Source organism: Salinibacterium sp. SWN167, assembly GCF_015864665.1.
Classification (GTDB): Bacteria; Actinomycetota; Actinomycetes; order Actinomycetales; family Microbacteriaceae; genus Rhodoglobus.
Window position 1 is genome coordinate 94323 of record NZ_JADYWU010000001.1, and the last position, 13753, is coordinate 108075.

Genomic DNA, 13753 nt, shown 5'->3' on the forward strand with positions numbered 1-13753 from the left:
GAGAGGCCAGGAGTGGACCCCCTAGAGATCGCCAGATGGCAATTCGGAATTACTACCGTTTACCACTTCATCATGGTTCCGCTTACGTTGGGTCTCGGCCCTATCGTTGCGCTCATGCAAACCCAGTGGGTGCGCACCGGCGACGAAAAGTGGCTGCGCATGACCAAGTTCTGGGGCAAGTTGTACCTCATCAACTTCATCATGGGTGTGGCCACGGGCCTCGTTCAGGAGTTCCAGTTCGGCATGGCGTGGAGCGAGTATTCCCGTTACGTTGGTGACGTCTTCGGCGCACCGCTCGCGATGGAAGGCCTGCTCGCTTTCTTCTTCGAGTCCGTCTTCCTTGGCCTCTGGATCTTCGGCTGGAGCCGCCTCCCCAAGAAGCTTCACCTTGCAACCCTCTGGATCGCTGTTGCCGGTTCGATCGTTTCCGCCTTCTTCATCATCGTGGCGAACTCGTGGATGCAGCACCCGGTTGGTGTTGAACTCATCGATGGCCGCCCCGTCATGACCGACATTTGGGCCGTGCTCACCAACAACACCGCCCTCTCCGCTTTCTCTCACACGGTCACCGGCGCTATCGCCGTCGGTGCTGGCTTCGTCGTCGGCATCTCCTGGTACCAGCTCTGGCAGCGCCGTCGCGACGGAATCGACACGGTGGATGCAACGGGTCGTGTCGTCGTCGGCGAAAACCTCAGCATCCCCGGCCGCGACCGCAAGGACCACAGCGTCTGGATCAAGAGCATCCGCATCGGTGCCGTCATCGCGATCCTCGGGTTCGGTGCGCTCTCCATTACCGGCGACCTTCAGGCCAAGCTCATGTTTGAACAGCAGCCCCTGAAGATGGCAGCCGCTGAAGCCGCGTGCCACGACGGCACGAGCTTCTCAGTGCTTTCGATTGGTCCGCTCGGAGGCCAAGACTGTGAAGATGTCGTGGGCATTATTGAAATTCCGGGGTTGCTCTCGTTTCTCGCTCACGGCGATTTCGATACCGAAATTCAGGGTGTGAACACCCTCATCCCGCAGTACCAAGAGTTGTACGGCACCAACCTCCCCGATGACCCGCTGTATGGCGAGCGTGCCGGCCAGGAGATCGACTACCTCCCTCTCATGGAAGTCACCTACTGGGGCTTCCGCCTCATGATCGGCTTCGGGATGCTCGCGGCAGGGTTTGCAGCCCTTACGCTCTGGATCGTTCGCAAGGGCACCGTGCCGCAGTCGAAGTTCCTCATGGGAACAGCGCTGCTCAGCATCGCAGCCCCCTTCGGCGCCAACATCGCCGGCTGGGTCTTCACCGAGATGGGCCGCCAACCTTTCGTGGTCGTGCCCAACCCGACGCCCGGTGGCATTGACGGTGTCTACATGTTCACCGCCGCCGCCGTCTCCCCCGGCGTCAGCGGCGAAGAGATCATCTTCTCGCTCGCCGCGCTTGCTCTCGTCTATGCCTTCCTGATGGTCTTCGAGATCAAGCTGCTGGTCAAGTACGTACGCGGTGGCGTTGCCTCGGCAATGCCTGAGCTCGGGCATCCAGAAGACGACGGCAGCGACCCTGACGATCCCAACAAACCAGACAAGCGCGACGACGTTCTCGCGTTCGCCTACTAAGCAGAAGGGCAGCTACTCATGGATCTTCCTACACTCTGGTTTATCGCGATCGCCGCTTTGTGGATCGGCTACCTCCTTCTCGAAGGCTTCGACCTCGGTGTCGGCATGCTGTTGCTCTTCAGCACCCGCAAAGACCGCGAACGTCGCCTCATGCTCAATGCCATCGGCCCGGTCTGGGACGGCAACGAGGTCTGGCTCATCACGGCCGGAGCCGCCACCTTCGCAGCATTCCCGTTTTGGTATGCATCACTCTTCTCGGCGCTCTACATCCCGCTGACGATTGTGCTCGTGAGCCTGATCTTCCGCGCGGTTGCTATTGAATACCGCGGTAAGGGCTCCACCGACAAGTGGCGCATGTGGTGGGATCGCGCTCTCGGGCTCGGCTCGCTCGGTTCCGCTTTCGGTATCGGTGCGGCGCTCGCGCTGACCACCACCGGCCTCCCGATCGACGCGAACGGTGACCGCGTTGGCGGTGCTTTCGCGTGGTTCACTCCGTATGCCGTGCTCGGTGGCCTTGCCGTTGTCGGTTTCGCTCTCGTGCACGCCTCCGTCTTCCTCGGCCTCAAGACCGATGGCGACGTGCGCGTCCGCGCCCGCAACTTCGTCGTGCGCTGGAGCCCCGTTGCTCTGCTGCCGATCGTGGCGTGGGTACTCATCATTCAGTTCCAGAACGGCACCCTCATCACGTGGTTGCTTGTTGTGGTCGCGGTGATCGCGGTCGTCTTCGGTTGGATCAGTGCGCGAGCCGGGCGTGAAGGCTGGGCCTTTGTGGGCATCGCAGCGTTCTTGGTCGCGGGAGCGTCATCCATCTTCGCCGCGGTCTACCCCGTAGTGCTGCCGTCGACGATCGACCCCGCGTTCAACCTGACGATCTCCAACGCGGCGAGTGGCGAATATACCCTCGGCGTGATGAGTGTCGTGACCGCCTTTGGACTGCCGCTGGTCTTCATCTACCAGGGCTGGACCTACTGGGTGTTCCGCAACCGTCTGAGCGAGCACCACCTCCCCGAGGCTCACATTGTGAAGCCCGCGGTTGCCCCCGCTTCTTCAGCTAGCTAGGGCACGATGGAGGGCATGAGAGCCAAACTCCACGAACGACTCGCAGCAGGCTTCGGCCCGGGCGGTGTGCACACACTGTTCGGGCTGGGGCTGCTGTCGTCCCTCAAGGGATTGGCCCTCGTGCTCATGGCCGAGGCCGTCGCTCGCGGCGTCGTCGGCGTTATTGAAGCGGATGCCGCAGCCTGGCAGTTCGCGATCATTCTGGGTATCGCCGCCGGCCTTCTCCGCGCCGCTACCGCCTGGGCTACTGAAAGTTTCGCGACCCGCGCCGCGCTCGGCGCCAAGGAGTCTCTGCGCCACGAACTCGCGGAGCGAGTACTCACCGGTTCCGATGCTCGCCCGGGCGCAAGCACCGCGATTGCAACGGTCGGGCTCGACGAGCTCGACAACTACTTCCGCGTGGTGCTGCCGGCGATCGTCACGACCGCAACGGTTCCGCTGCTGATTGGCGCGCGCATCCTCTCGGTCGACTGGGTGAGTGCGCTCATCATTGTGCTGACCGTTCCGCTCGTGCCGGTATTCATGATTCTTGTGGGCGGGCACACGCGCGAGCGAGCCGATGCCGCCAGCGCCAGCCTCGAACGTCTCTCCGACCACCTCGTTGAGCTCGCCCGTGGCCTTCCCGTTCTGGTGGGACTTGGCCGCGTTGCGGAGCAGTCGAAAGCGCTGCGGTCGATCTCCGCCGAGAATCGTACGAAGACGATGGAAACCTTGCGCACCGCCTTCCTCTCCGCGCTCGTTCTGGAACTCATCGCGACCATTTCGGTTGCGGTCGTCGCTGTTTTCGTCGGCGTTCGACTCGTGGATGGTCAGCTCTCCCTCACCGTCGGCCTCATCGCTCTCGTGCTCGCGCCCGAGTGTTTCGCACCCTTCCGCGAGTTGGGTGCCGCGTTCCACTCCTCCGAGAATGGACTCACCGCTCTGCGCCGCGCCCGCGCGATCATCGATGCGCCGCGCGCTCGGGAGCACCGCCAAAGTGCTGGTGGTTTCCGGGTCGTGAACCTCACGATCGCGTATGAGGGTCGTGCCCTTCCCGCGGTCGACGAGCTCAGCTTTCGCGCCGCGCCCGGCACCATCACTGCTCTGGATGGGCCAAGCGGCAGCGGAAAATCCAGTGTTCTAGAGGTGCTGGCGGGCAATCGCGAGCCGAGCGGCGGCAGCGTGTGGGGCATCGACGTCTCCCGTGTGGCGTGGGTTCCGCAGCATCCGCACACCGTCGCTGACACCGTGATCGACGAACTTCGCCTGTACAGCAGCGACGAAAAGGCCATCAAGTCGGTGCTGCTCGACCTCGGTCTCACCGGTGTCGCCGACGCCGACCCGCGCCAGGTAAGCCCCGGCGAGTTGCGCCGCATTGCCGTCGCGCGCGGACTGCTGCGCGTCGAAGCGGGCGCCACCCTGTTGCTACTCGATGAGCCGACCGCACACTTGGATCCGGCATCCGCTGCGCGTGTGGAAGCAGCGCTTGCTGAGCTTCGTGGTCGTCCCGTGACAGTGCTCGTTGCTTCGCACGAGTCGGGAATCGCCGCGTTGGCCGACCAGGTTGTGGAGGTGGGCGCTTCGGGCGGAACCCGCGCTGTTGAAGCTCGCGTTGATCCATTGACCGTGGGCGGCGACGTGGATGCTGACGCTCTCGACGCGCCCCGCACCACCCGCGCGACTCTCGCCAGCCTGCTCGAGTTTGTGCGCCCCACCCTCGGAACCCTCGTCGGAGCGATCGCTCTCGGCACCGGCGCGAGCCTCTTCGCTCTCTCCCTCACCGCCCTCTCGGGCTGGTTGATTGTACGGGCCAGCGAGCAGCCGCCGATCATGTTCTTGCTCGTCGCCATTGTGGGCGTGCGGTTCTTCGGAATCGGTCGTGCGGCACTGCGCTACGCCGAACGCCTCGCCACCCACCGCGCTGTGCTCGGCTCGGTGATTGAGCTGCGGGTTGCCCTCTGGAACGGTCTGGGTGCTCGCGCTCTGGGCTCGCGTGCTCTCGCGAATGGCGGGGTCGCGCTCGACTATCTCGTTGCTGCATCCGACCGAGTTCGCGATCTCGTTCCCCGCGTGGTGCTGCCTCCCGCTGTTGCTCTCGGCACCTCGCTCGCCGCCCTCATCGCCGTCGGGCTGCTGCACGCTCCCGCTGTTCCCGTGCTGCTCGCGGGTCTCGCCGTCGGGCTTGTGGCGGCGCCCATCATCGCCGTGATCGTGGACCGCTCGGCCGCCAACGGCATCGCCGAGGTGCAATCCCGCGTCGTGCGCGCCTTCGCCGCCATGACCGGTGCTGCCACCGACTTGCGCGCCAACGGTGTTGGTGGGCGGATGCTCGCCCGCCTCGATCACATCGACGCCGAAGCCGGCGCGCTCTCCCGCCGCAGCGCGCGCGCCCTCGGAATCGGCAACGCCGTCGTCGTACTCGCCTGCTCGGTGACCGCCGTCGCGATGCTGCCTGTAGCCGCGCCCGCCGTCATCGCCGGCACTCTGCCCATCGGCATCGTCGCGGTGCTCGTGCTCATCCCCATCGGGCTCGTTGACTCGCTCATCGCCTTCGTCGACTCCGTGCAGCAGTGGCCGGCGCTCAGCGCCGCGCTGGCGAAGGTGCGCGGGGTTACCGCAGGGATTGAGCGTGCGGATGGCGCTGGCGGTGCTGCTTCAGGCCGTGCTTCGGCAGACGACGCTGCGGCACGTAGCGCGGCGGGAACGCGACGCGGCAACCGCGCGCAGGCGGAAGGCGCGAACGCAGACCAGCCCCTCGGTGACGTGACCGTTCTTGAATTGCGCGAGCTCGGCATCCGCTGGCCGTCGAGCCCGACGCTGGCGTTCTCGGGCGCGACCGCCCGAGCTAAGCGTGGCGAGTGGCTTGTCGTGGAAGGGCCTTCGGGCGCAGGTAAGTCGACGTTGCTGGCCGCGCTGCTCGGGTATCTTCCGGCGGCCGCTGGTTCGTGGAGCCTCAATGGGGTGGATGCCCGCGAGCTCTCGCCCGAGCAATTGCGCGCGGCGGTGACGTGGTGCCCGCAGGAATCGCACCTCTTCGATTCGACGATTCGCGCGAACCTGCTGTTGGGCCGCGCGCACGACGATCAGCCGACCGAGCAGGAGCTTGTTGCGGTGCTGCGCCAGGTGGGTCTTGGCCCGCTCTTCGATTCGCTCGACCGCGGCCTCGACACGCGTGTGGGATCGGCGGGCGAAAGCCTCTCGGGCGGCGAGCGTCAGCGCCTCGCGGTTGCCCGCACTCTCCTCACCCGGGCGGATGTCGTACTTCTCGATGAGCCGACCGCCCACTTGGATGCCGCGAGCGCCGAGCAACTCATCACCGACCTGCGCACGGCTCTCGCCGACAAGATCGTGGTGCTCGTGAGCCATCACGACGATGAGCGTCGCGACGACGACGTCAGTCTGCGGCTCGGGGCGCGCGAGCAGGTTGCTACGGTCTAGCGCTCGCGCTTAACTCCCGAACAGGTCGCTCGCGACCGTCTTGTACACCGATTCCGGGTTCGAGGGGTGGTAGATGCCGGCGAGCACATCGCGTTGCAGGCGCGAGAGTTCGCTCGTGCTGCGGAAGGCTCCGCCCCCGGCTGAGCGCATCACCTGGTCAACAACGTGGCGTGCGGTTTCGATGCTGCGGTGCTTCACACCGGTCAGTTTGCGGAACCACCCAGCCCCGTGATCCACGAGTCCATCGACGTCATCGACGATGCTGTGCAGTTGGGGTTCGATCGCATCGAGCGCGAGGGCGGCATCCGCCATGCGCCAGCGCAGATCCGGATGCTCGGAGTATGCCTCTCCGGTGATAGCCGAGCTGCGGTGCTGCAGTGCTTCGACCCCGAGTTCGAGAGCGCGATCGGCGAGGCCCGCATAGACGGAGGCGATGAGCGGCAAGAAGTTGGCAAACACCGCGAAGATGAACGGATCGGCGTTGGGGCCGACGGGCAGCACGCGGGCTACCCGGTTCGCGGGAACGAAGGCGCCATCCAGCACCGTCGTGTGACTTTGGGTGGCGCGCATGCCGAGAGTGTCCCAGTCGCCGAGGGAGCGCCAGCCGGGCTCGTCGCGAGAGATGAAACCATGCACGAGGGTTTCAGTGCCATCGTCGGCGGTGTGCTTGCCGAAGAGGCCCAGCTGGGTCCACGCGGGAGACAGCGAGGTGAAGATCTTGGTGCCCGTGAACGCGTAACCGCCCTCGACGGTTTCGGCGGTGGTGAGGGAGTCCCACATGACGAGATCGTTGCCGGGTTCGCTCAAGCCGAAGGCGAAGACTTCGCCAGCTTCGGCATCCGCCAACAGCCAGTCGAGGCTTGAGTCGCCGCGCTCGCGCAGAGCCCAGGCGACGCCGATCCAGACGAGGTGCATGTTGATGGCGAGCGCCGTGGCCGGCGCGTAGGCCGCGAGCAGGCGCTGATCATCCGACAGCTCACGCAAACTGCGCGGCTTCAGGTAGCCGACGGCACGCAACTCTTGCAGGTCTTCGGTGAAGAAGATGTTCTCGCGGTCATAGCGTTCGGCGCGCGAGCGGATGCGGTTGAGCAGTGCTGGGGTGAGTACCGTCATGGGTTCACGCTACCGCGCCGCGCTTCGTGCTATCTCTGCGACCCACTCGTTGAGCGTAGCCAGAGCTTCTTCGAGACTCGCCTTGATCGCGGCTTGATCGGCCGGCTTCTGCCATCCTTCTACCCAACTTTCCCATGTCGTGATTTCGGGCGGCCACCTACGAGGCGTGAGCCCGAGTTTCTCCGCTTCAGCCGCGCGCGCTCCAAAAACATCCTCGGCGGCGGCCTTCACCGTGAAGAGTTCGCTACCGGTGGGAAAGAAGGCGTCACGCAGCAAAAGCAAGTCGACCACGTCGCGAACCCGGTCGTTGAAGAACGGTTTGCCGCCGTCTTCTGGGGTTGGGTCATCGGGATCGGTGCAGGCGTGGAGTTTCTGCGCGACCTGGTAGGCCATAGTTATTCCCGCAATCTCGTCGGGAATACCTAGACCCAAAGCGCTGAGGTCGGGAGCCGTAAAGCGCTCGTCACCCTCCCCAATCTTGCCCTCGGAAAATGACACTTCGACTTTGATTTTGCGGAACACCTGTCCACGAATCTTGAGTTGGATGTGAAACCGTCGCGGCTTTTTCGTCGTGCGTGCATTCTCAACTGTCTCGATCTCAGTGCGCGCCAACTCGAATGGCTCCCACGGCTCCGCAAGGGTTGCATCGAGTGCGGACTCAAAGTCCGCTATCGCACCCCGGTAGACAGTGTCCACGTCTTTCGTCGCACGCGCGCCAATTTCAAGACGATGTTCGAGATAGGCGCCACCTTTGACCAGAAACTCTGGGCGACCATCGGCGCCCAGAGCTCTTTGCAGCACCGCCATCACGATCACGGAACCGGCGAGCCAGCCAAGACGGTCAACCGCCTGATCGGTCTTTTTCGCCGCCGCATTAAGAAACGAATTGAGAGCCGCGGTGTTCTTGGGCGGAGCGTCGCGCGGCGGGAGCCCTTCGAAGATGCCGGTCACAGGTTACTCTCTAGCTCGATCATCTCTCCCGCGGTCAGCTGCCCTCGCGCACGTGCGGCTTCGATTGCCTGATGCAGAAGATGCCTGGGAACCTTTGTCTCAATTCCTTGTTCGATCGCCGTGAGCACCGTGACGACGGGGATCCCCTCCCACCAGCTTCGTTCGCGTGGTGAAAGGTGGTCGCTATGGAGTTGCACGCCGGCAATGTTGCGGCGCACTCGCGTCTTCCCGATGTTGACGTGGATGATGTCGGGATTGATGTCGCAGAGGTCGTGCACCAGCAAGGCCGTGTCGTGCGACAGGATCGCGTCGGGCGCACCGGTGGCGAGCACAGCACGCATGTAGTCATCGCGTTCAGTGTGAGGCAGCTCAGGGAACCGGTAGAGCCCGTGCGAGACGCGTTCTAGCTTTTCTCGTGATGCCAACTTGGCCAGCTCCACAGCCGAGAAACCCAACTCTCGTGCATCCTGAGTGGTCACGAATCCGTACTGCGTTGTAGCGATTGGCCAGAGCTCTGTTCGCAAGGTCATGGTTCCTCCGTGCCAAAACTATACCAAAATTAGTATAGTTTTGACACTGCGCATCATCTGGCCTTTAGCCATCTAGTGGGTGATGCGGGTCTTGCAGGCTCGTCCCATAGCTACGCCGCAATAACCGAAAGCACATTCCCAGCGGGATCCTTGAACCACGCAATCTCAGCCCCGTGCCCGCGCATGATGCCCTTCGCGTCGGTGCCCATGCCACCCAGGAGATCACCGTTGCTGTAGATCTTGGTGACCACGCCACGCTCGTTGAGCGCATCGACAGCAGCTTCGACATCCTCCACCGCAAAGTTCAGGATGGTGAAGCTCGCCGGTTCGTGGTTCTCTTTCGGGTAAATGGTCACTTCGGCTCCGCCGGGCAGCGTGAGGCGCAGCGTGCCCATCCCGCCATCGGCGACTGCTAGGCCGAGACTGTCGCGGTAGAAGGCCGCAGCGTCATCGAGATCGTTGACGCTGAATCCAGAAAAGGCGTTCTTCGGAGCGAACATCGTGCACCATCCTTGTCGCAACTAGCGCGCACCGATGGGGCGCTGGGGCTAGCGTACGGTCACAGTCCACACCCGCTGCGGGTCAGGCGCAACCCTCAGTCGGCGCCCATCGGCCCCGAACGGCAACGACCACTTAGACCCCGGAGAACCGTGCGATCGCGACGAAGAGAGCGAGCAGCAACAGCACCGCGTTCACGGGGAGCGTCTTGAACTCACCACGGCGAACGTGCAACACCACAGCGACGACCTGCACGAGCACGAGGCCTACGGCAGCGATTGGGGTCAGGATGGGCAGCACGCCGATGAGCGCCGGCAGGATCAGCCCGAGCGCTCCGAGGATCTCTACCGCACCGATCGCGCGCAGCATGCCGAGCCCACCGCGTTCAGCCCACGGGAACGTCACGAAGGCTTCGTCTTTCGCGATTCGCACCTTCTGGCCGCCAGCGGCGAGGTAGGCGAGGGCGAGGAGTCCGGAGGCGATCCATACGGCAATGATCATTGATGCTCTTTCTGAGTTGGTTATGATTAGTGCCTAAGGCACGATCAGTAACCTAGACTGGTTCGAGCAGCCTCACAAAAGGCACACCGAGGTAACCAAGGAGCAGAATGCCCGATCGCGAGCTCGAAGAAATGTGCCACTCGAGCGATGGCATTGTTGTGCGCGAAACCTTCGACCGCATCGGCGATAAGTGGACGCTGCTCGTCGTCGGCATGTTGGCCGAAGGCCCACTCCGGTTCACCCAGCTGCGCCAACAAGTTCCCGGAATCTCGCAGCGCATGCTCACCCGCACCGTTCGCCACCTCGAACGCGACGGGCTGCTCACCCGCACCGCCTACCCCGAGGTTCCCCCACGCGTCGAATACGAACTCACGGCACTCGGGCAAGGACTCCTCCCGCCGGTACGCGCTCTCGCCGAATGGGCGCTCGCTAACTCTCTTCAGGTTGAAGAGCATCGGCGTGCCTACGACCACTCAGAAGCGCAATCGCCCGCAAACACCACCGCACCCGCCGCCCCACGCACCTGACTTTCAGCACGCGAGACACGAGTACGATTTTGGCTAAGCGTTACGGCAGAAGCAGCAACGTCACGCGCTAGCCCAACGGTGGCTTCGAAGGGTTGAGTGGTTGTGGTTTCCTCTGACGTGAACGTGGTTCGCACGGGTCGTCGATCGCCAGCACGGTGGTTGCCGTGGGTAAGCGTCGTCGCTGCCGCAGGCGTGATCTCGGTGATGACCGCTCCGGGCCAAACCGCCGGAATCTCCGTCTTCACCGACCCCCTCATTTCTGAGCTCGATGTCTCCCGCACCGGCATCTCGGTCAGTTACTTCTTCGGCACGATTGTCGGAGCTTCGGCTCAACCCTTCATCGGCCGCGCCCTTGACCGCTTTGGGGCCCGCTACGTCACGATCGTCATCGGCGCCCTCTTCGCGAGCGTGCTGCTCGCCCTCAGTTTCGTGGACGGCATCGCCGGCCTCACCGCGGGCTTTGTGGGGGTGCGGATGCTCGGCCAGGGCGCCCTCAGCCTCGCCGCCACCACGGCTGTCGCCCGCGCCATCACCCACCGCCGTGGGCTGGCATTGGGCATCACCGCCGCGATCGGATCGGCCGGAATCTCCCTCGCCCCCGTCGGCCTCGAACGGCTGATCTCGGCCGTGGGCATCCACGCCGCCTGGCGCTGGGAAGCCGCGATTGTGCTCGCCGTCGTCGTGCCCCTCGCGTTCATCCTGCCGAAGCGCACCCGGGTTGTTGCCAGCGACGACGACCTCTCGACGGCGCAGATCGTCATCCAGAAGGAATCGTGGATGCTCGGCGAAGCAGCCCGCACCGGCATGTTCTGGGTCATCGCGGCCTCCCTCGCCGTCTCGGGCATGCTCAGCACCGGCCTCGCGTTCCACCAGATCGCGATCCTCGGCGAGCGCGGGCTCACCCCGTTCGAAGCGGCTGCCAACTTCTTGCCGCAAACCGTCACGGGCATCGCCGCGACGCTGGTCGTCGGCGCGTTCGTCGACCGCGTGAGTCCCAAGCTGTTCGTCATCTTCTCGATGCTGACGCTCGCGGGTTCGCTGCTGTTGCTCTCCGTCGTGGGCCCCGACGGCACCGCCGTGCTCTACGGCCTCGTGCTCGGCGCTGCCGGCGGCACCCTGCGCGGGATGGAGGCCGCCGCCTATGTGCGCTACTACGGCACCGCCCACATCGGCTCCATTCGCGGCGTCACGACCGCGATCGCTCTGGGCTCGACGGCCCTCGGCCCCATCGCGCTCTCGCTCGCCGTCGATGCCAGCGGCAACTTCACCGAGCCGGCCTTCTGGTTCGCGAGCCTGCCCATTGCCGTCGCTGTGCTCGCGCTGTTCGTGCGTCCGCCGCAGCGTCGCGCGGTTGTCCGAACGTCCGAACCCGCCTAACCCCGCACCCGTACGCTCCTACGCCCCTGCGCACCCACACTCCTGCAGAAGCGCGACAATAGAACCATGAGCACCAGCAACCGCCTCAGCGACCTCGGTATGAAACTCATGAACGGCGTGCACCGCACGATCCTCGCCGTCTCGGGCGGCCGCCTCGGCTGGACCCTCGGGGGCATGCCCTCACTCGAGCTTCACACCACGGGCCGGGTGTCGGGCATCCGCCGGTCGACCATGCTGACCGCTCCCGTGCACGGCAAGGGCCGCTGGGTTCTCGTGGCCTCTAAGGGTGGCGACGATCGCGACCCGCTCTGGTATCGCAACCTGCAGGCGAATCCGGATGCTGAACTCACCATTCGTGGACGCACCTTCCCGGTGCACACTCACACCGCCAGCCCCGCCGAGAAGGCCGAGCTGTGGCCTCAGATTGTCGCCGCCAACTCCCGCTACGCCGAGTACCAGACCAAGACCACGCGCGACATCCCCGTCGTTATCTGCGAAGAGCGCTAGTCCGCGAGCCGTGAGCAAAAACACGAATGGCCCGCGCTCGCGGCGCAGGCCATTCGTTCTGTTCAGTGCGCCAAGCGCATCTTCTCCGGCGAGCAGCGAGATCTAGGCATCGCGCCGCTCACCGGTGAAATCGAGGCACCCACCGCAGAGAGCGCCGAAGTTACGGGTTCCGTGCCGCGCTGTCTAGCGGCGAAGTTCCAACGTGCAGCACTTCACGCCGCCACCGCCGAGCAGCAGCTCGGAGAGGTCGACGCCAATGGGGTTGTAGCCGCGTTCTTTGAGCTGGCGCTCGAAGTCTTTGGCGCGCGAGGCGATGACGACGTTGTAGCCGTCGCTGTAGGAGTTGAGTCCGAGCACTGCCGCATCCTCTTCAGTGGCGAGGATGGCGTCGGGGTACAGTGCGCGGAGTTTCTCAAGCGAGGGCTCGTCGAAGGCGCTCTCGAGGTAGGCAATGTTGGTTTCGTCGAGCTTCGCAATGGCGGTGTCGACGTGGTAGAAACTCGGGTTGATGAGGTTGAGCGAGACAACGTTGCGGCCCGAGATCTCGGCAAGCTCGCGGTGGCTCTCGACGGAAGTGCGGAATCCCATACCGGCCAGGATGTTGTCGCCAACAAGGAGGAAGTCTCCCTCGCCCTCATTAACGTTGGCTGGCTCGAAAACCTCGAGGCCGTTGGCGCCGAACCACTCCATGTAGGCGGGGCCTTCTGCTTTGCGCTCGTCGTAGGTGAAGAGAGCGCCGTAGGCCTTGCCATCAATCACGAATCCGCCGTTAGCGGCGTAGACCATGTCGGGCAGGCCATCGATGGGGTCGATGAGCTCAACGGTGAAACCAAGGTTGATGTAGGTGTCGTAGAGCGTCTGCCACTGCTTCACAGCGAGGCTGGTGTCGGTGGGGTCGTTGGGATTCATCCACGGGTTGATGCTGTACGTGACCGTAAAGAAGTCGGGACGGCACATCAGCACGGTCTTCGCGATGGCCTGGCGTGCAGGCGTGGTCGATTCGGTGTCAGTGATCGTCATAGCCCCAGTGTTTCACGCACCTATCCGCAATGTCTCCGCAATCTGCGCACTATTTACGCGCATACCCTAGCCAGCGCACAACAATCCACCGTACGCTGAAGAGATGGACAAGCTGGACGCAGGAATCATCGACATGCTCCGCCTCAACGCCCGCGCAGGCTATGGAGATATAGGGGAAGCCGTGGGGCTTTCGGCCTCCGCAGTTAAACGGCGCGTCGACCGCCTGGTTGCCAACGGCACCATCCGCGGCTTCACCGTGCAGGTCGATCCCGCCGTCGATGGCTTGGGAACCGAAGCGTACGTAGAACTCTTTTGCCGTGGCAACGTCGCTCCGCAGGAACTCAAACGCATCCTCAGCGCCATTCCCGAAGTGGTGGATGCCGGAACAGTCAGTGGGTCTGCCGACGCTGTCGTTCATATGCGTTCGCGCGACATCCACTCGCTTGAAATTGCCCTCGAGCGGCTGCGCACCGCCTCGAACATCGACAACACTCGCAGCTCCATCGTTCTATCGCGGTTGATTCACCGACGCTACGAGTAACGATGCGCCCCGTCGTGGTTCTGGGGAATCTCATAGATTTACGCACTAAAAACGCCCAATAACAACGAAATCCGTTCTGTAACACGATCTTAACCATGTATACCGTTGCG

13 protein-coding genes are annotated in these 13753 nt (G+C 63.9%); 7 read left to right on the forward strand and 6 right to left on the reverse strand.

The features are described 5' to 3' along the window. Positions 1-12: 12 nt before the first annotated feature. Genes I6E60_RS00460 through cydD form a run of 3 tightly spaced genes read left to right on the forward strand, consistent with a single transcriptional unit; the run spans position 13 to position 6078 of the window. Entirely contained in the window at positions 13-1602 is a 1590-nt protein-coding gene (locus I6E60_RS00460) for a cytochrome ubiquinol oxidase subunit I (RefSeq protein ID WP_197178315.1), read from the forward strand. Between the two features lie 18 nt (positions 1603-1620). Next, positions 1621-2661 carry a cytochrome d ubiquinol oxidase subunit II gene (cydB, locus tag I6E60_RS00465; RefSeq protein ID WP_197121958.1) on the forward strand — a complete coding sequence of 347 codons (1041 nt, stop codon included), beginning with the start codon at positions 1621-1623 and terminating at the stop codon, positions 2659-2661. Between the two features lie 15 nt (positions 2662-2676). Next, positions 2677-6078 carry a thiol reductant ABC exporter subunit CydD gene (gene cydD, locus I6E60_RS00470; protein ID WP_197178317.1) on the forward strand — a complete coding sequence of 1134 codons (3402 nt, stop codon included), beginning with the start codon at positions 2677-2679 and terminating at the stop codon, positions 6076-6078. Positions 6079-6087: 9 nt separating this feature from the next. On the opposite strand, the gene I6E60_RS00475 is transcribed toward cydD, so the two are convergent. From I6E60_RS00475 to I6E60_RS00495, 5 genes are all read right to left on the reverse strand, one after another. Beyond that, on the reverse strand, positions 6088-7191 hold the full coding sequence (locus tag I6E60_RS00475) for an acyl-CoA dehydrogenase family protein (RefSeq protein WP_197178319.1): 1104 nt from the start codon (positions 7189-7191) through the stop codon (positions 6088-6090). 9 nt (positions 7192-7200) lie between these two features. Continuing rightward, positions 7201-8142, reverse strand: coding sequence for a nucleotidyl transferase AbiEii/AbiGii toxin family protein (locus tag I6E60_RS00480; RefSeq protein WP_197178320.1), 942 nt, complete (start codon positions 8140-8142; stop codon positions 7201-7203). Continuing rightward, entirely contained in the window at positions 8139-8672 is a 534-nt protein-coding gene (locus I6E60_RS00485; protein WP_197121969.1) for a type IV toxin-antitoxin system AbiEi family antitoxin domain-containing protein, read from the reverse strand. The genes I6E60_RS00480 and I6E60_RS00485 overlap by 4 nt, the downstream gene beginning before the upstream one ends. A gap of 110 nt (positions 8673-8782) precedes the next feature. After that, positions 8783-9172 (reverse strand): VOC family protein, encoded by a 390-nt coding sequence (locus tag I6E60_RS00490; RefSeq protein ID WP_197178321.1) that lies wholly within the window; start codon positions 9170-9172, stop codon positions 8783-8785. 133 nt (positions 9173-9305) lie between these two features. Further along, positions 9306-9671 (reverse strand): DoxX family protein, encoded by a 366-nt coding sequence (locus I6E60_RS00495; protein WP_197178322.1) that lies wholly within the window; start codon positions 9669-9671, stop codon positions 9306-9308. 107 nt (positions 9672-9778) lie between these two features. Here I6E60_RS00495 and I6E60_RS00500 point away from each other — a divergent pair, with 107 nt between their 5' ends. The 3 genes from I6E60_RS00500 to I6E60_RS00510 all read left to right on the forward strand — a co-directional run bounded on the left by I6E60_RS00500 (position 9779) and on the right by I6E60_RS00510 (position 12082). Beyond that, positions 9779-10198 carry a helix-turn-helix domain-containing protein gene (locus I6E60_RS00500; protein ID WP_231601080.1) on the forward strand — a complete coding sequence of 140 codons (420 nt, stop codon included), beginning with the start codon at positions 9779-9781 and terminating at the stop codon, positions 10196-10198. Positions 10199-10294: 96 nt separating this feature from the next. Continuing rightward, positions 10295-11575 carry an MFS transporter gene (locus tag I6E60_RS00505; protein ID WP_197178323.1) on the forward strand — a complete coding sequence of 427 codons (1281 nt, stop codon included), beginning with the start codon at positions 10295-10297 and terminating at the stop codon, positions 11573-11575. Between the two features lie 66 nt (positions 11576-11641). Then, the gene (locus tag I6E60_RS00510; protein ID WP_197121977.1) at positions 11642-12082 is read left to right on the forward strand and encodes a nitroreductase family deazaflavin-dependent oxidoreductase; all 441 of its coding nucleotides are present in this window, start codon (positions 11642-11644) and stop codon (positions 12080-12082) included. 183 nt (positions 12083-12265) lie between these two features. Here I6E60_RS00510 and ddaH read toward each other — a convergent pair whose 3' ends face one another. Beyond that, entirely contained in the window at positions 12266-13102 is an 837-nt protein-coding gene (ddaH, locus tag I6E60_RS00515) for a dimethylargininase (protein WP_197178324.1), read from the reverse strand. Between the two features lie 103 nt (positions 13103-13205). Here ddaH and I6E60_RS00520 point away from each other — a divergent pair, with 103 nt between their 5' ends. After that, positions 13206-13643, forward strand: coding sequence for an Lrp/AsnC family transcriptional regulator (locus tag I6E60_RS00520; protein ID WP_197121981.1), 438 nt, complete (start codon positions 13206-13208; stop codon positions 13641-13643). Positions 13644-13753 lie beyond the last annotated feature (110 nt).